At 43.3% G+C, this 16,220-nt stretch carries 23 protein-coding genes; 9 read left to right on the top strand and 14 right to left on the bottom strand.

Annotation, left to right across the window (positions count from 1 at the left end):
• Positions 1 to 20: 20 nt before the first annotated feature.
• Positions 21 to 737, bottom strand: coding sequence for a hypothetical protein (locus HDC91_RS14690; RefSeq protein WP_183553390.1), 717 nt, complete (start codon positions 735 to 737; stop codon positions 21 to 23).
• Positions 738 to 972: 235 nt separating this feature from the next.
• Between HDC91_RS14690 and HDC91_RS14685 the strand changes: the two genes are divergently transcribed.
• The 9 genes from HDC91_RS14685 to arsB all read left to right on the top strand — a co-directional run bounded on the left by HDC91_RS14685 (position 973) and on the right by arsB (position 6,520).
• Positions 973 to 1,239: a helix-turn-helix domain-containing protein gene (locus HDC91_RS14685; protein ID WP_117392387.1), complete on the top strand. Its 267-nt coding sequence runs from the start codon at positions 973 to 975 to the stop codon at positions 1,237 to 1,239.
• A complete protein-coding gene (locus HDC91_RS14680; RefSeq protein WP_117392388.1) occupies positions 1,236 to 1,589 on the top strand; it encodes a hypothetical protein in 354 nt (117 codons plus the stop codon). The genes HDC91_RS14685 and HDC91_RS14680 overlap by 4 nt, the downstream gene beginning before the upstream one ends.
• A 460-nt stretch (positions 1,590 to 2,049) precedes the next feature.
• Complete coding sequence (locus HDC91_RS14675; RefSeq protein ID WP_147321999.1) at positions 2,050 to 2,604, top strand: BfmA/BtgA family mobilization protein; 555 nt, start codon at positions 2,050 to 2,052, stop codon at positions 2,602 to 2,604.
• A 3-nt stretch (positions 2,605 to 2,607) separates the two neighbouring features.
• Positions 2,608 to 3,555, top strand: coding sequence for a DUF5712 family protein (locus HDC91_RS14670; protein ID WP_183553389.1), 948 nt, complete (start codon positions 2,608 to 2,610; stop codon positions 3,553 to 3,555).
• Between the two features lie 79 nt (positions 3,556 to 3,634).
• Positions 3,635 to 3,967 (top strand): helix-turn-helix transcriptional regulator, encoded by a 333-nt coding sequence (locus HDC91_RS14665; protein WP_117392391.1) that lies wholly within the window; start codon positions 3,635 to 3,637, stop codon positions 3,965 to 3,967.
• A 53-nt stretch (positions 3,968 to 4,020) separates the two neighbouring features.
• Positions 4,021 to 4,590: a DUF6428 family protein gene (locus HDC91_RS14660; protein ID WP_117392392.1), complete on the top strand. Its 570-nt coding sequence runs from the start codon at positions 4,021 to 4,023 to the stop codon at positions 4,588 to 4,590.
• A gap of 11 nt (positions 4,591 to 4,601) precedes the next feature.
• A complete protein-coding gene (gene arsN2, locus HDC91_RS14655; RefSeq protein ID WP_117392393.1) occupies positions 4,602 to 5,036 on the top strand; it encodes an arsenic resistance N-acetyltransferase ArsN2 in 435 nt (144 codons plus the stop codon).
• Positions 5,037 to 5,456: an arsenate reductase ArsC gene (locus tag HDC91_RS14650; protein WP_117392394.1), complete on the top strand. Its 420-nt coding sequence runs from the start codon at positions 5,037 to 5,039 to the stop codon at positions 5,454 to 5,456.
• Positions 5,456 to 6,520, top strand: coding sequence for an ACR3 family arsenite efflux transporter (gene arsB / locus HDC91_RS14645; protein ID WP_117392395.1), 1,065 nt, complete (start codon positions 5,456 to 5,458; stop codon positions 6,518 to 6,520). Before HDC91_RS14650 ends, arsB begins: the two co-directional genes overlap by 1 nt.
• Positions 6,521 to 6,583: 63 nt before the next feature.
• Here arsB and HDC91_RS14640 read toward each other — a convergent pair whose 3' ends face one another.
• From HDC91_RS14640 to HDC91_RS14580, 13 genes are all read right to left on the bottom strand, one after another.
• Positions 6,584 to 7,555, bottom strand: a complete 972-nt coding sequence (locus HDC91_RS14640) for a YeiH family protein (RefSeq protein WP_117392396.1) — start codon at positions 7,553 to 7,555, stop codon at positions 6,584 to 6,586.
• Positions 7,556 to 7,630: 75 nt separating this feature from the next.
• The gene (locus HDC91_RS14635) at positions 7,631 to 8,155 is read right to left on the bottom strand and encodes a class I SAM-dependent methyltransferase (RefSeq protein WP_262512204.1); all 525 of its coding nucleotides are present in this window, start codon (positions 8,153 to 8,155) and stop codon (positions 7,631 to 7,633) included.
• A 101-nt stretch (positions 8,156 to 8,256) separates the two neighbouring features.
• Positions 8,257 to 9,594: a rhodanese-like domain-containing protein gene (locus HDC91_RS14630; protein ID WP_117392397.1), complete on the bottom strand. Its 1,338-nt coding sequence runs from the start codon at positions 9,592 to 9,594 to the stop codon at positions 8,257 to 8,259.
• Position 9,595: 1 nt separating this feature from the next.
• The gene (locus HDC91_RS14625; protein ID WP_199502029.1) at positions 9,596 to 10,006 is read right to left on the bottom strand and encodes a DUF6691 family protein; all 411 of its coding nucleotides are present in this window, start codon (positions 10,004 to 10,006) and stop codon (positions 9,596 to 9,598) included.
• Positions 10,003 to 10,563: a YeeE/YedE family protein gene (locus HDC91_RS14620; protein WP_117392399.1), complete on the bottom strand. Its 561-nt coding sequence runs from the start codon at positions 10,561 to 10,563 to the stop codon at positions 10,003 to 10,005. The genes HDC91_RS14625 and HDC91_RS14620 overlap by 4 nt, the downstream gene beginning before the upstream one ends.
• Complete coding sequence (locus HDC91_RS14615; RefSeq protein ID WP_117392400.1) at positions 10,550 to 11,353, bottom strand: sulfite exporter TauE/SafE family protein; 804 nt, start codon at positions 11,351 to 11,353, stop codon at positions 10,550 to 10,552. The genes HDC91_RS14620 and HDC91_RS14615 overlap by 14 nt, the downstream gene beginning before the upstream one ends.
• Positions 11,354 to 11,412: 59 nt before the next feature.
• Entirely contained in the window at positions 11,413 to 12,021 is a 609-nt protein-coding gene (locus HDC91_RS14610; RefSeq protein ID WP_117392401.1) for a Crp/Fnr family transcriptional regulator, read from the bottom strand.
• Between the two features lie 46 nt (positions 12,022 to 12,067).
• Entirely contained in the window at positions 12,068 to 12,727 is a 660-nt protein-coding gene (locus HDC91_RS14605; RefSeq protein ID WP_117392402.1) for an MBL fold metallo-hydrolase, read from the bottom strand.
• 115 nt (positions 12,728 to 12,842) lie between these two features.
• Positions 12,843 to 13,304 (bottom strand): hypothetical protein, encoded by a 462-nt coding sequence (locus HDC91_RS14600; protein ID WP_117392403.1) that lies wholly within the window; start codon positions 13,302 to 13,304, stop codon positions 12,843 to 12,845.
• A 9-nt stretch (positions 13,305 to 13,313) separates the two neighbouring features.
• Positions 13,314 to 14,207 (bottom strand): LysR family transcriptional regulator, encoded by an 894-nt coding sequence (locus tag HDC91_RS14595; RefSeq protein WP_117392404.1) that lies wholly within the window; start codon positions 14,205 to 14,207, stop codon positions 13,314 to 13,316.
• A 14-nt stretch (positions 14,208 to 14,221) separates the two neighbouring features.
• Complete coding sequence (locus tag HDC91_RS14590; protein ID WP_157541623.1) at positions 14,222 to 14,368, bottom strand: hypothetical protein; 147 nt, start codon at positions 14,366 to 14,368, stop codon at positions 14,222 to 14,224.
• Between the two features lie 163 nt (positions 14,369 to 14,531).
• The gene (locus HDC91_RS14585; protein ID WP_117392405.1) at positions 14,532 to 15,272 is read right to left on the bottom strand and encodes a substrate-binding domain-containing protein; all 741 of its coding nucleotides are present in this window, start codon (positions 15,270 to 15,272) and stop codon (positions 14,532 to 14,534) included.
• 4 nt (positions 15,273 to 15,276) lie between these two features.
• Positions 15,277 to 16,197, bottom strand: coding sequence for a substrate-binding domain-containing protein (locus HDC91_RS14580; RefSeq protein ID WP_157541625.1), 921 nt, complete (start codon positions 16,195 to 16,197; stop codon positions 15,277 to 15,279).
• Positions 16,198 to 16,220: the final 23 nt, after the last annotated feature.

The raw sequence follows: 16,220 nt of genomic DNA, 5'->3' as shown, positions 1-16,220 counted from the left end.
CTTCAAATGGAGCGGCTTTTTCATTTTCCGGAAAATGAGGACAAATACTTTTGTGCCCAGGTATCTACAGCTTTTACTATTTCATCAGCTTTCGCAAACGGGTAAGTTTTCTCCACGTAAGTTTTAAATTTCTTTTTAACAGAATCATCCTGCCAATCCATAACAGAAAAAATAATCGGATCTCCTTTTTGCGGGCCATCTTTAAATCCATAAAGCGGCAAATACGGAGGCGCATAAAAAAAGGAATTTTCTATCAACTTATTATAAAAGTCGGCTTTAAACATACGTTTAAAGTCATGAAGCAAGTCATACGGGTTCACTGTAGAGACCGCATTTTGTATAGCGTCCCGCATATACGGGTTTCCCTCGTCCCAAAAGAAATTAAACAGGTATTCAAAAAAGCCACCTTCCAGCATATCACACAGATCAGTGCTCATGCCATCATATGATGCTTTGAAAATGTCGAGCGAAAAAGCATCACCAAGTTGTTCAATACAATACTTAATAATCACTTCTTCCCTGCTCTTTACAAACTCCAACGATGGCCCTCTAGAAACTATACCCGGAACAACGATCAAATACTTACGCTTTGAGAGTAACTGGAAATAATAGCTTTTAAAAAAGATGCTTTTTCGTTCGTGAGTAATCTGTATGTATAAGGGAAATGTCGGCGTACCATGAAAGTCCACTTGTTTAAGCCTGTCATTCAAATATGTTTTGTAAGCGATCTTCCCCATTATTTAAGTACCTGCCAATGATGATTTTTCAAATGTAATATATCTCTCGTTAAATATATTTCAGTGGAATGATACAAAAATAAGAAATGTTTTGATATTATTTTATTTTATCAAAACATTAACTAAATTTGTTCTGCATCATTTAGGCATTTCAACGATTCTCAAATAGATGTTGATAGTCGTTAGGAGCATTGATAATTAATTTTTACTGTTTTGCAATTTAAACAAATCAAATATGGCGGCAATTGAAGTGATCACGAAAGACGATTTGAATGATTTTAAAAAAGACCTGCTCCAGGAGATCAGGCAAATGATCGAGCCTGTAGAAAGCCAGGGGAAAAAGTGGCTTAAAAGTGTAGAGGTAAGAAAGCTTTTAAATATATCACCAGGCACCTTACAAAACCTGCGTATCAATGGCACACTAAGGTTTGCCAAAATTGGCGGAATGCTTTATTACAAGTTGGAAGATATTCACAAACTGTTAGAAGGAGGTGTAAAATGAAAGCCTTATCATCTTCAATGGATTTAAAAGGCTATTCAAAGTTATTCAGATCACTGGGTAAGGATGAGCGGTTGTTTCCCACACATGTCAGTCTTTTCTCAGGGCTTTTCATTTTTTGGCAGCGCTCAGGCTATCAGCGTCCATTTAAAATAAGCAGAAGCGGTTTAATGGCGACGTCAAGAATTGCATCCACCGCCACTTATCAAAAGTGCATTAAAGAGTTACGGGACTTTGGTTACATCCTCTATCTGCCATCCTATCACCCGACAAAAGCAAGTACGGTTGACTGGCCGGAAAACTGGAAAGTAAACGACTCTGAAAGCCATGTTGGTAATAATATATCTATGTAACTGGATAAATTGTTATCCAGCTATTTTGTATTGGGATAACCACATAAACATATATCAGTGTACCAATTTACCGGCATATCAATTTATTACTCAATTATCTCAAGAATGATATTACCCACCATTCAAGTCCACTCCCTCAAGTACTTCTCTTGGCCATTAAAAATGGTTGTCGCGCGAAGTGCGACAACCATTTTTAATATCAACTGTGCAAATATGGATGGCTACCTGGCTTGTCCCATAAGGGAGCAAGCGGAAGTTGGGCAGAGCCCTACTTTGCTTGCTTTTTGCGCTGCAAAAAGGGTTTGAAGTATCCTCCGGGGATACTTGCCTGCTCCTACGGCTTTAAAAAGGCCAATTTCAGGATACTTAATGGTATCCCATATAGCTGGCTATCTGTACATCTATGTATCAAGATATATAGTTTAATGCCAGCAAAGTTTTAACAAAAAAATTGTGATGTATGCAAGACATTAACACCAGGTCGGTAAGGTATCCCGAAGCGGTCGATCAAAAGTTTGAGAAGATTGCCTTGAAATTGGGAAGGACAAAGCGACAGATATTTATTCAAATGGTAGATTATTTCTACAAAAGCAAGAAAGATCCAATGGATCTGAATGATGAAATGCTAAAGAACTCGCTCATAAAGAACCATAAAGATTTGATTGGCTTCATTAAAACCCAGGAAAATGATTTGCTGATACCTACCCGGCGGGAAGTAGACCGAATGGTTGAAGCATTTAGGAATGTTATAACTTTTTTTAACGAAACGTTGTCGCCAAGTTTAAATACAATGCTGGCCGGGCAGCAAACAGCATCAGACAGGTTTAAACTTATTGCTGATGTGATGAAGCGTGTAGAACTTCAACAAACCGGTAAAGACCAACTGAAGAAGCAATTTGTGTTGATACTGGAGGGCTACGTGAAAGCCAGGGAAAATATCAGTGGTTTTAATACCGGCCGGGAAAAGGAAGAATTGTTGTCAACTACAAAAGCACAAATAGAAATATTAAGATAAGATATGTTTATTAATATAACAGACAGCAAAACAGCAGATAACAAGGGCAGTGCAGGAGGGTTGGTCAATTATCTGGAAAAGGAGAATCGTTTAGATAATGCACAGCAAGAATATTGGTTTAATCAAACAGATAATCTTTATGCCGCCTATGAAGTAAGGCAAAAGATTGATAATAATATTGCTAAACTCGGCCGCAATGATGCAAAATTCTTCCTTGTAAATATCAGCCCGAGTCAAAAAGAGCTCAATCACCTGTTCGCAGAGAATAACCGGGAACAAGTTAAGGAACTACTGAAAGGTTATGCAGTATTGGTGATGGATGAATATGCGCGCAATTTTAACCGGGCCAATATTAAAGATAGCAATGACTTGATATGGTTTGCCAAATTGGAAAATTACCGCTATTACAGTTATGAGGATAAGGAAGTAAAGGAAGGCTTAAAAAAACGGGGAGAACGAAAGCCGGGAGAACAAATGCACATACAAGTGATTGTCAGCCGTAAGGATGCCAGCAATACTGTAAAGCTAAGCCCAATGAATAACTCACGCGGAAGAAATGTCGAACATTCTAAAAAGATGGGCGAATTTGACCGGGTAGCTTTCAAGCAATGTGGCGAGCATATTTTTGATCAACATTTTAAATTTGACCGTGGCTTGCATGATACTATGGCTTATGCCAATGTAATAAAAAACGGTAGCCTTGAACAAAGGCGCCAAATGGACATACTCTCTGCGGGAGAACAGTTTTCCCCTGATAAAGATCAAATAAAGGAATTAGCCGAAGGAGTTGCTCAGCAACAATTTACTACACCACAAAAAATGATGGCATCTACTGGTACAACAATCGGAAAGTTCTTAGATGTATTACTGGAGCAAACACATATTGCCGCCTCTCCCCAGTCAGACCGGCCAAAAAAGAAAAAGAAAAGAGGTCAAGGTTATCGTTATTAAAGTTGCTTGTAATCGATACAGTCTGTCTTTTAATAAAATTTGTTGATTGTCAATTTAATCGTAATATTGCAATATAGTTATGGGCATTACCAAAACGGACATATTCAACGAACAGCAAAACAAGCTGGCAGTGCAGTTAAAAGCCATTGCGCATCCCGCTCGTATCGCTATTTTACAGCAGATCATTAAAGCGAATGCCTGTATCTGCGGCGATCTGGTAGAAGAACTGGGGTTAGCGCAAGCGACCATTTCGCAGCATTTGAAAGAGCTGAAGAATGCCGGTCTGATACAAGGGACTATTGAGGGGGTGAGTGTATGTTATTGTATTGAGCCCAAAGCCTGGAAAGCCCTGCAACTGGAATTGAATATATTGTTTGGCTCTTACACAGAAAAGAACGATAGCTGCTGTTAAAATTTTTTGGCTTGATCTATCGTAATATTACAATAAGCAACAAATACAAAGCCATGAATAAAATAGAAGCCAACAATTGGAAAACCTTTAAGGATACCTTATTACAGCATCCGGACCTTGACCTGCAATTCCAATATGCAGAAGGCAAACTGGTAGATCCAGCTTACCATATCACCGAGATCAAACAAGCGCCGATCACTTCCGTGGATTGCGGCGGCGTAATGAATGCCTGGACAGAAATTATCGTACAGCTTTGGGTGCCGGAGGGCGAACAGCAAGAGCGTTCGATGAAAGTAGGCAAAGCTTTATCTATCGTGGATATCGTCGAGAAAATGCTGCCACTGAACCCCAATGGTACAGTAAAGATCGAGTTCGGTAACTCTGAATTTGATACCCGCCAAATGTTCCCCAATGAAATGATCGTGAGTGAAAATGCTTTAATCGTTGACCTGCGCCCGGATGCGGTGCAATGCAAGGCTATTGGTCGCGGCGGCAATTGCGGCACGAATGATAAGGGTGAGGAATGTTGTGCGCCTGCGGTCGTTGAAAAACCAAAAGTACAATTAGTGAACCTGGCTGCACCCGCTGAAGCCTGCTGCACACCGGGCGGGGGCTGCTGTTAAACAACTTCATCATGGAGATCAAAGCTGCGCAACCTTACAAAGCAGAAGTAGTTGAACTTTTAAGTTTGGCCAAACTACCTTATGCAGATCTGCCGGAAACACTGAACAATTTCTTTGTCGCCATTAACGATGGCGAAGTCATCGGGGCCGCCGGAGTGGAGATCTACGGCAGTAATGGTCTACTGCGTTCGGTGGTCATTCACCCCAATTTCCGAAAACAAGGCATCGCCGCTCAACTCTTGCAAAAAATTGAAGCTACAGCCTTAGATCAAAACATGACCAAGCTTTTTCTGCTGACAGAAACAGCTCCTGGTCATTTTGAAAACCATGGCTTTAAACGCGTCAGCCGGGAAGAAGTGCCCGAACCGTTAAAAGCTTCATCCGAATTTTCCCATGTCTGCCCGGTTTCGGCAGTCGTTATGTCAAAACCTCTAATTAAATTATAAATGAAAAACATATTAGTGCTCTGTACAGGAAACAGCTGCCGCAGCCAAATAGCCGAAGGTTACCTGCGTTATTTTGCAGGTGACAAAGCAACTATTTACAGCGCAGGTATCGAAACGCATGGCGTAAACCCCAAAGCCATTGAGATCATGAAGCGTGATGGTATAGATATATCCGGCCATACTTCCAACAATGTAGATGAGTATGCCGATATCCCTTTCGACTACGTGATCACCGTTTGCGATAACGCGAAGGAGAATTGTCCTTACTTCCCAACCAAGGCTATTAAACTGCATCAAAATTTTCCGGACCCGGCCAAAGCTACCGGTACAGATGAACAAATTATGGAGCAGTTTCGCGAAGTGCGGGAAATGATCAGGCAATACGCAAGGAATTTCGTGAACGAAAACCTAAAGGACTAATGAGTATTGACCACTGCGCGCCGACTGTTGAAAGACAACGATTAGGCTTTATTGACCGTTACCTCACCTTGTGGATCTTCCTGGCGATGGCCATTGGTGTTGGCCTTGGTTATTTTTTCCCTTCATCGGCCACTTTTATTAATTCCTTTTCGAGCGGTACCACCAATATCCCGCTGGCCATTGGCCTGATCCTGATGATGTATCCGCCATTGGCCAAAGTGAAATACGAGAACATGGGCGAAGTATTCCGCAATACTAAGGTATTGAGCGCTTCGCTGATCTTGAACTGGATCATCGGTCCGATACTCATGTTTATTCTTGCCATCACACTATTGCGCGACCATCCTGATTATATGATCGGGCTGATATTGATCGGGTTGGCCCGTTGTATCGCGATGGTTGTGGTTTGGAACGAACTCGCTGAGGGCAACCGTGAATATGCCGCCGGCCTGATCGCTTTGAACAGTATTTTCCAGGTGCTGTTATACAGTGTTTATGCTTATATATTCATTACGATCCTGCCGCCCCTATTCGGCTTAAAAGGTCTGGCTGTTAATATTACGATCGCAGAAATTGCCAAGTCGGTCGGCATCTATTTAGGTGTTCCATTTGCAGCGGGCGTGATCAGCCGTTATACGCTCATTAAACTGAAAGGCGAAACATGGTTCAATACCAAATATGTACCCTTCATATCGCCGATAACTTTGATCGCCCTGCTATTCACTATTATCGTCATGTTCAGCTTAAAAGGTGATCTGATTGTAAAAATACCATTCGACGTAGTGCGCATCGCTATCCCATTAGTGATCTATTTTACCATTATGTTTATTGCCAGTTTTTTTATCGGCAAGTCATTCGGTGCCGATTATTCAAGATCGACATCTATTGCCTTTACGGCAACCGGTAACAATTTTGAGCTGGCTATCGCTGTTGCCATCGGCGTGTTCGGCATTAATTCAGGTGAAGCATTTGCCGGTGTGATCGGCCCGCTTGTGGAAGTTCCGGCGCTGATAGCATTAGTGAATTTGGCTTTTTGGTTTAGAACCAAATACTACCCAGCCTGATCCTAAAAAATAAAACGACCGACCGAAAAAAGGGCATTTGATACTTCTCGACCCCATGTTCATCTATACCAAATGCAGGATAGCGTACAAGGCGCTCACTGAGATCAATATCCATAACGCCACACCCTGCACCAAGGGTTTGAATCCTACTGAAGCCAATACCTGGCGAGATAGACCTGCACCGATCAGGAACAGTGTCAAGGTAAGTCCAGCTTTCGCTATCATGACCATGTAGGGGCTGATCAGTTTTACTACCGGCAGATAAGTGTTGGCGATCATTGCCAGAATGAATAACCCGATGAAATAAGGAATAGCTACTTTTTTAGATTGGTTTTTGAACAGAAAGGTCGACAAAAATGAGATCGGCACGATCCACAGCGCCCTGGCTAATTTCACTGTAGTAGCTACCTCTAAAGCGTGTGCGCCGTATTTACTGGCAGCCCCGACAACAGAACTGGTATCATGAATGGCAATGGCACACCATAAACCGAACTGGGTTTGTGATAAGTTGAAGTAATGCCCGACTACCGGGAACACAAACAGCGCGATAGAGTTCAGTATAAACACACAACCTAAAGCGACAGAGATCTGTTTTTCTTCGGCCTTGATCACCGGAGAGATGGCTGCAATGGCGCTGCCACCGCAGATAGCCGTACCGTTTGAGATCAGGTAAGAAGTTTTCGTTTCGATCTTCAGCCATTTGCCGATCAGGAAACCGAACACCAAAGTACTGCTGATCGATGCGATGGTAAACAGCACGCCTTCTTTACCGGCCTGCATGGCGCTATGCACGTTCATACCGAAACCCAACCCCACAACCGATACCTGTAACAACAAGTGTGTAGCCTTATGATTTAAATGCAGGTAAGGGTGACCTGATAATTGTGCAACCGCCAAACCTAATAACAGCGCGATAGCCGGACTGACGAATGGTGTAAGGCACAAGGTCACGCAAATAATAAAGATAAATTTGCGGGTGTTTTCGTTCAGGTGAAGAAATGTATGGGTTTGAGTTAATTGATGTTGGGTATCCATGATCTTTGCTTTTGATACCCCAAAATTCCGTCTTATTTAGTGATGATTTTTATCATAAAAGGCGATGGCCGATAACTACAGGTTATGGTAATTTTGAAACCAGCTGTAATTAAATAGCTGCCCGGTATTAAATGGCGTATGATGGATATGCTCCATACTTCCCGTTAAATGAAAGTGCTCCCGGAAAATGTTTGATAATGAAGCAGGTGAATGACGTTCAACCGCTAATCCGCTGCACTTTTCCGGGCCATCGATACTAAAAGTCCCGATGATAAGTTTTCCATTAGCGTTTAAATATTTAGCTACCGCCGCCACATATTTGATTTGATCTTCTGGTTCGGTAAGAAAATGAAAAGCTGCGCGGTCATGCCAAAGGTCATATTGATCGCCGGTTACAATATTCAGTACATCGCTCACGATCCATTTAATTTCATTGGATTTATCGCCTAATCTCAATTTTGCTCTACCAATGGCTTTAGCGGAAATATCCAAAACGGTGATGTTGGTGTAGCCCAATGCCAGCAGGTGATCGGCCAATAAACTGTCCCCGCCGCCGATGTCGATGATCGCGGCATCCTTGGGAAGGTCAAAACTATTGATGATCGTTAACGAGGTTTACGGTATTGGCTCGTACCAGCTTACTTCGGTCAGTTTTTTCTGAGCATAAACGTTTTCCCAGTGTTCTTTTTTGTTTGCCATTGTTAGGATATAAAGTTTTTGATCGCCTCGCCCAGATCAAATACCTTGGTTTTTGTCCCCAACGCGTTGGCAATGATACTGCTTCCCGCAGCACTGCGGTACCCACCGGCACAATGTACTACGACAGGCTTACTTAAAGGTATATTCGCTAAACATTCCCGAAGCTCGTACAGTGGAATATGGATGGCGTTCCTGAAGACCGGCTGTGTTTTTATTTCTGCTTCATTACGGATATCGACGATAGTATATTGCTCCGGGTGCGCTGCAAAATGCGCCAAATGCAGCTCTGCCATTTGTTCATCGCCACCCGCTACAACGAATGCAGCTTCTATAAAAGCTTCGTAACCGATCTTTGCCGTTTTGCTGATCAATTGCTTTAATTTCTCCTCATTTTCCGCTACCAGGTAAAACACTTCTTCCGGCGCGATGATACTACCCAGCCAAGTCTCGAACTTGCCGCCGTCCTGGATATTGATCGATCCCGGTAGATGCCCCTTTTTAAAATCTGCTTCAGGCCTTGCATCAATAATAAACAGTTTGCTGTTTAACGTAATTGGTTTTTTGACAGGGACATCGGCTAAAGCTGTTTTTAAGCCTATGGCACCATGCTTATTTAAGGCGACATCGTAGGCGAAATACTTGGGTATAAACGGTTGGTCTGCCAATAACTCGCGCACAAATTCCGCTTCGCTAATTTCCTGTAATGACCAGTTACCTGCCTTTTCCGCACCAATGGTACTGCGGTTAGCTTCGCTCAATGCTTTGCCGCATAAGGTACCTGCCCCATGTGCCGGATAAACCCCAACCACATCATCTAAAGTCAACAATTTATCGCGTAGCGAATGATACATTAGTTTAGCCAACTCCTCGCGCTTCGCAGTTAGGTTACCCGCCTGCTCGCGCAGATCGGGCCTGCCGCAATCACCAATAAATAAAGTATCACCTGTAAATACAGCTTTGTCCTTGCCATCATGCTCCAGAACAATGCTGATACTATCTGGCGAATGCCCTGGTGTGTTCAAAGCTTTCAATTTTATTTTACCGAATACGATCTCATCACCATCATCAAATGTTTGATGGGCATATTCCGCGCCCAATAGCTTGGAAGAATAAATGACCGCGCCGGTAACCTGTTGCAATTCCAGATGTCCGCTTACAAAATCCGCATGCGGATGGGTTTCGATCACAGCGATGATGGCAGCACCATGCGTTTGGGCAAAAGACAGGTAGGGCGTAATGTCTCTTGACGGGTCGATCAGCACGATCTTGTTTTCGCATTCGCTTAATACCGCGTAAGAATAATGCGATAGCCCTTTATCTTCAAATTGTTCAATTTTCATATCAATGTGGAAGTTTTTCACGTAATAAACCATAAACCCAGGTACCTGCTATGGCGCTCAACAGGGTAACTGAGGTAACTAAAATGCCGCTGCCGATCTGCGCGAATATGGGGCCTGGGCACGCACCGGTAAGCGCCCAGCCCAATCCGAAGATCAAACCACCATAAACATAGCCCCAGTTAAACTGCTTATCCGGGATGATGATCGCTTCCTGATGGATCGTTTTGATATTGAATCGTTTGATCAACAAGATGGAGATCATGGCGACTACAATAGCACTGCCGATGATGCCATACATGTGGAAGGCTTGCAGGCGGAACATTTCCTGTATGCGGAACCACGATATCACTTCGGATTTGATCAGGATGATACCGAAGCACATCCCGACCAGTAAAAATTTCAGGTTCCTCATAGCTGTAATAAATAAGGTAAGATCAACCAGGTCATTACAAAGCCGCCGATCATAAAGCAACAGGTTGCGACCAGCGAAGGCCATTGCAAAGAGGAAATACCCATAATGGCATGCCCGGATGTGCAGCCCCCTGCATAGCGGGTACCGAAGCCGACCAGGAAACCGCCGACAACGATAAATACAAATCCTTTTAAAGTTGCAAGCCCTTTGAAACCAAAAATATCCTGCGGCAGCAGCCCTGTAAAATCTTTGATGCCTTGTTGCTGTAAAGCGGCGGTAGTTTTAGGGTTGATGGCTACCGGGCCGGGGTTGGATAACAAATGCGCAGCGATGAATCCTCCCAACACTATACCGGCGATAAAAAACAAGTTCCAGGCATCTTTCTTCCAATCAAACTTAAAAAAGGAAACATTTGCAGGAATGCATGCCGCACAGATCTGCCGCAAGGTGGATGAGATGCCGAATGTTTTGTTACCCAATAGCAATAGCGCCGGGACGATGAGGCCTATTAATGGCCCTGCTACATACCAGGGCCAGGGGTGTTTAATGATATTCATAGGAGTTGGTTAAAGTGCTTATTAAAACAAAGATACCCATAGCCAGTACAAACCAGCCAAAGGCCGGTTTCAGGCGCGTATCGCTGATAAACCGCGTAAGGTAACTGCCGAGAATGATACCGGCAATGGCGAAACCCGAAAAGATGGCTAAGAACGAATAATTGATGGCTACATGCCCGGTGATATCACCCAATACCCCCAATAGCGAGCTGATGGCCATCACCATGAGCGAGGTGCCTATAGCTTTTTTCATCGGCAGACCGGCGAATAATACCAGTGAAGGGATGATCAAAAAGCCACCGCCAACCCCCACAAAACCAGTGATGAGGCCAACCGCTATGGCCTGTAAGATAAGCCTTCGGTAATTGATCTCAATTGATGCAAGTTCGATTCCTTTTGTCCGTTGTAGCATGGAAACTGATGCGGCCAGCATCAACCCGGCAAATATCAGCATCAGCAGCATACTTTTGGTTAACGCCCAATGGCCGAGGGTAAATAAATGAACTGGCATGATCGGCATTACCCATCGCCGCATTATAAATACCGCCGTTAATGAGGGTAAACCGAATAAGAATGCCGTTTTCACATCTACATTGCCCTTTTGATAATGGCTGGCCGCACCTGCGGTGCTTGCGAGCCCAACTACAAATAAAGAATATGTGGTGGCCAATACCGGATCAATAGCAAAAAAACAAACGAGAATAGGTACGGTTAAGATAGAGCCACCACCGCCTATCAAACCGAGGGATAAACCAATTAAAACCGAAGCTGCGTAACCTGCTATTTCCAAAATCTGATGATTGATGGAACAAAGCTATCCGCTTTAAGCCCGGTAATTAGTGACTTATGTTACACAGGGAAATTTAAAGTGATCTTATTGCGGGAAAGAATGATCATTTCCTTCTTTTCCATCTGTTTAAGCAGGCGTGAGATCACTTCGCGCGTAGTGCCTAACTCTTCTGCCAGTTGCTGGTGCGTGAGCTGAAACTCATGGGAATTAAATACCGCAGCCTTCTTCTTCAGCAGTTCAACAATGCGGTCGTCCAGTTTTTGAAAGGCCACTTCGTTAATTACCGTGAGTAATTCCTCAAAACGCTGGTGGTAAAGCTTAAAGATAAAATCGGCCCATTCGGGATAGCTCTTTATCCATTCGCTGGCTTTGGTAATGGGCAACATCAGTACATCGGCATCCTCTTCCACCTCCAGGTGTACTTTCGAGGTATCTTCATGTATCCCGGCCAGGAATGACATGATGCAGCTTTCGCCGGGCTTAATGTAATAAAGTAATATTTCGCGGCCATCCTCATCCTGCCGCATCACCCGCATACTGCCGGATAAAAGCACCGGCAACGAACGCACATAACTGTTTGACGACATCAGCACCGTACCGGCAGGCAACTGCTTACGCTGGCTATTTGCCTCTAATTCTAATTGCAACGCAGGGCCAAACTGTATCATTGAGTAAATTTAGCAGTCTTAAGATCTATTACCTAATACTGCTTCTTCAAATGCTAATACTAAAACCCGGTTGCATGGCCTGATGAAATACGATCCCTCGTTTTTCAAAGTGCTTACTATAGGTCTCGTAGCGTTGTTTTAAAAAGAATTCCTTGGCGTAGCCATCGTGCACCGGTAGTACGGCCTTGGGTTTAATATGATCAGCAAACTCCGCTACCGCTATCTCTGTCGTAAACGGAGCCATAACAGGCAGTATTAATAATTCAGGCTGTTGAAATTCATCATCATAAGTGCCAAAAGAATCCGCAGGATTTAAGACCCTGCCATCGATCAAGTAGGCCTGCATATCAGGCAATGGACTATCAAGAATATTTTCATGTTTTACATTGATCGCCTGCAAAGCAAAAGGACCGATATCGAACAACCCGGCCTCAACCAAGTTATAAGATAGCCCGGACTCTTTTAATTCTTTAGCGACTTCTTTGTTGGTATAAATCTTAGCGCCGCTTAATTTAACGATGGCTTTCAGTTGTTCCACGTCCAGGTGGTCGGGATGACTATGGGTAATGATGACAGCATTGACTTTAATAAATTGCTCCACTTTTACTAAGTCCTCGGCAAATGTAAACTTACCGGGATCGAATAATAACTGAAAACCGTCTTTTTCCAGTAGTAGGCAAGAGTGGATATATTTAGATATTTTCATAGCATTTGAATATGATAAATAAACCCTCAAATGATGGGAAAGTTTCCAGCCCAACCAAGCTATCAGATCCTATTGCCGTAAAGAGATCTATTATGGTAAACAGACATCACGATAACTAAATATTATCGAACATTTTTTTTGACCAATTTGATACATCTCTTATAAAAAGCTGCCTGTTCCTTTCACTTCCTGCTGGATATGCTGTAATTAGAATTTTAGACGAGGGAAAATCAGCATCGACGGCAGCTTTGCAGATAACGGGAGCAATACGCTTCATTAGAATAATAACATGATCAGGTTGAAGCGAACGCATGCGATCTGCCAACTGCCGGGCAGCATAACCCGTTGGTTTAGTCAATATTTCTTTACCCAAAGGATAAAGGTGATCCAAGACGCATCCGGACTTGTTAAAAAAGTCAAGAAAGTCGTCAGCAGAACTAAATTTACCAAAAGCCTGTTCAAAGGCCGTGCGCATTGCCCGGAATAAATTGGTGTTCTTTAAATAAAAATGTTTATCGATAGAACCAGGCGCTTCAGCAATAAACATGATGATGACTTTATTTCTCTTTTCAGTCATATCAGAGGCTTATAGGCTCTTATAGCTTTTAGCGAATCGCATAAATATTTCTGCTAACGATGAAGGTTGACCGTGTGGCAGGATAAAATAAAATGGACGCTCTATAGTCAGATCTTTGATATCAATGATCCTGCATTCGTTGTATTTTAGTTCTTTTAATATCGACTGCACAGATACAAATGCAAAACATTTGCTGTGTAGCAAATAAGACTTTATACTTTCCGTGCCGCCTAACTGCATCTCGATATTCAGATCTGATAACTTAATATTGAAAGGCTTTAAAGCGTGAGCAATGACGTCCAAAGTCCCTGAACCTGGTTCACGTAGTAATAAGGGTAAATCTTTTAATTCTTCCGGTTTAATGCTGTCCTTTTTAAAAGTATTTGAGGCGCTACAGATCAGCACCAGTTCATCACTCAAAAATTCCTGATAGCTGAGTTGCGGATTACGCAGGATGCCCTCTACTATACCCAGATCGATCTCTTTGTTTAACAATGCCAGTTCCACCTGCTCAGTATTACCGGGCACCAGGTTCACTTGTACGTCTCTAAACTTTTCGTGGAACCGGGCTAATACCGGGGGGATCACGTATTGCGCAACCGTATTACTGCCACCGATACGCAACGTACCCGAATGTTTTTTGATCAGCAGGTTCATATCAAAGTCCAGCTCGTTGTAAACAGCGGCCAGTCTATCCGCATAAGCCAGCAACATTTCGCCAGCAGGTGTGAGCGATATTTTTTTATTCCCGCTACGTTCTATCAGCGTCGTTTTGAACTGTTCCTCCAGTTCTTTGATATGCTTGGTTACCGCAGGCTGGCTGATATACAACTCAGCAGAAGCTTTAGTAAAGTTCAGCCTCTTGGCCACTGTATGAAAAACCTGTAATCGAAAATCGAACATACTGATAAATGTTATTAGCTAAGTCGGAAAAATAACAACAAAAATGGGAAAGTAGCTGCTGCCAAGGCGATGACTGATACAGCTATATTTATAACCTTGTTGCCAATTATTATTGCTTGGTCATCAAATTGATAATGTACATAACGTTGAATAGTTTTCATGATCTCTTTGCTTATAACTCAAAGATCAATCATAACACCAAGTCATTTTCATCGTCAAAACAGATGGTTGATAGCCTAAGGTTATGAAAAACAGCTCAAGCATATAAGGCAAAAACAGGCTGATTCTGTCGTTCAGTTCATGTTAGGGTTTTAAATATGAGCTTTATTCCCAGCCCCATTTCTTAAATATCACATGGCCATCGACACTTTGCAAGAACTGAATGAACTGTTTGGCTTGCGTAGCCTGTTTGGTATTGGATGTAAGTGCTACCGGCGTACCACGATATAAGCGTGATGCCAAAGACAATTCCACAACTTGCGTAACATCCTTCAAATTATTGTGCCACGATGCGTAGGTGATCCAGGCATCATAGCTTTTGTCTTTCTTCCAGGCCTCGATGCCCAGCGCGGTATTGGCGTAGGAACCGCCGATGTTTTTTTGTATCGCGCCGATCAGGTTTTCTTTACCGGCGATATCTTCCCACAAGCCCAACTGCCCGGCTCCGTTCACGTCCAGCACTTTTATACCGGGTTTGGCAAGATCTTTTAAACTTGTGATCTGTTTTGGATTCCCCGACCTTACCAATATGGCCGCGCGTCTTTTATAAAGTTCCACACGTGTGGCTGCATCAACCATTCCCGGATGGGTTTGCATGAACTGCGTAAGCATATATTCCGCACCGCCGTAGATCACATCGCCGTCTGCCTGCGCTTGTGAAAGCCACTTCGGTTCCGGGCCACCGGTTACTTTTACAGGAATACCTGTTTTAGCGGTGAATGCTTTAGCGCAATCCTGCATGGCTGAAAGCGGGCCGCCGGGTCCGTAAATGTGAAGGGTGTCTTTTTGGGCGAAGGCCACAGCTACATTGGCCATGAGAACTATGATAATGATCGATCTTTTCATATTGTTATTTTGTTATAAAACCATATTTCCGGTAAATTGATTTGGCTACCGGGCTTACTAAAAAGTCCATAAAATCCTGCGCAGCCTGCGCGTGCGGCGCGGCCTTTAATTGTCCGGCCACATAAGTGGCGCTGATGTTATCTTTCTCAGGGATCTCCACCATATCTGCCGGGTAACCGATCATTTTCTGATAATAGGCTTCGGTGTACCATACCGGTGCAGCATCACTCTGTTGATACATAATGCGCATTGGCGTTTGCCTGTGGTGTATCTGGGTTAGAAAAGTTTTGCCGTTTTTAACCTTGGTATCCATGATCGTATTTTTTAAGGTTTCACCGCCCACTTTTACATAAGCTTCCTCTATACGTTTACCAATTCCTTCCCACTCCGGATTGGGCATGCTTACACGCACATCGTTACGCCCAAGGTCTTTCAATCCCTTCACTTTTTTAGGATTACCCTTTTGCACCATAATAGCTAAACGGTTGTAGGCATAAGGTGCGGTCTTGCTGAAATATTCCGGCATCTGATCGATCCGGCTTTTTCCTGCAGTGTAAACATCGGGTTTCAAGGTGATACGCATGTTCCCAATAACAATGCTGCCACCTATGATCTGCTTAGCCAGTATGCCCGGTGGCAAGGTTTCGGCAAATACACGCTGGTATTGCGGGTATTGTTTTTTGAACGCGGCCAGCAGGTCGTCTATACACATGAACTGATTTCCGGCAAAGAATACCACCAGTTGCGGGTCGTTAATGTCGCCGAACAGATCGGGTACATTGTCGACTCCCGGGACGGTAAATTGCACCTTGCTTTCAGGCGGGGTATTCCAGGGTGGATCAAATCGGTGATCCTGTGCTTTTACCTGGCTACTCAAGGCTGTTATTGCTGTTATTGCAAATGTTATTTTTTGAAGATATTTCATGATGGTTTATATAAATTGAATGA

Origin of the sequence: Mucilaginibacter sp. AK015 (genome assembly GCF_014200785.1) — a bacterium.
In the GTDB taxonomy this organism is placed as follows: Bacteria; Bacteroidota; Bacteroidia; order Sphingobacteriales; family Sphingobacteriaceae; genus Mucilaginibacter.
Note: the sequence above shows the minus strand (reverse complement) of the source record. Positions and strands in the feature narration are given on the sequence as shown.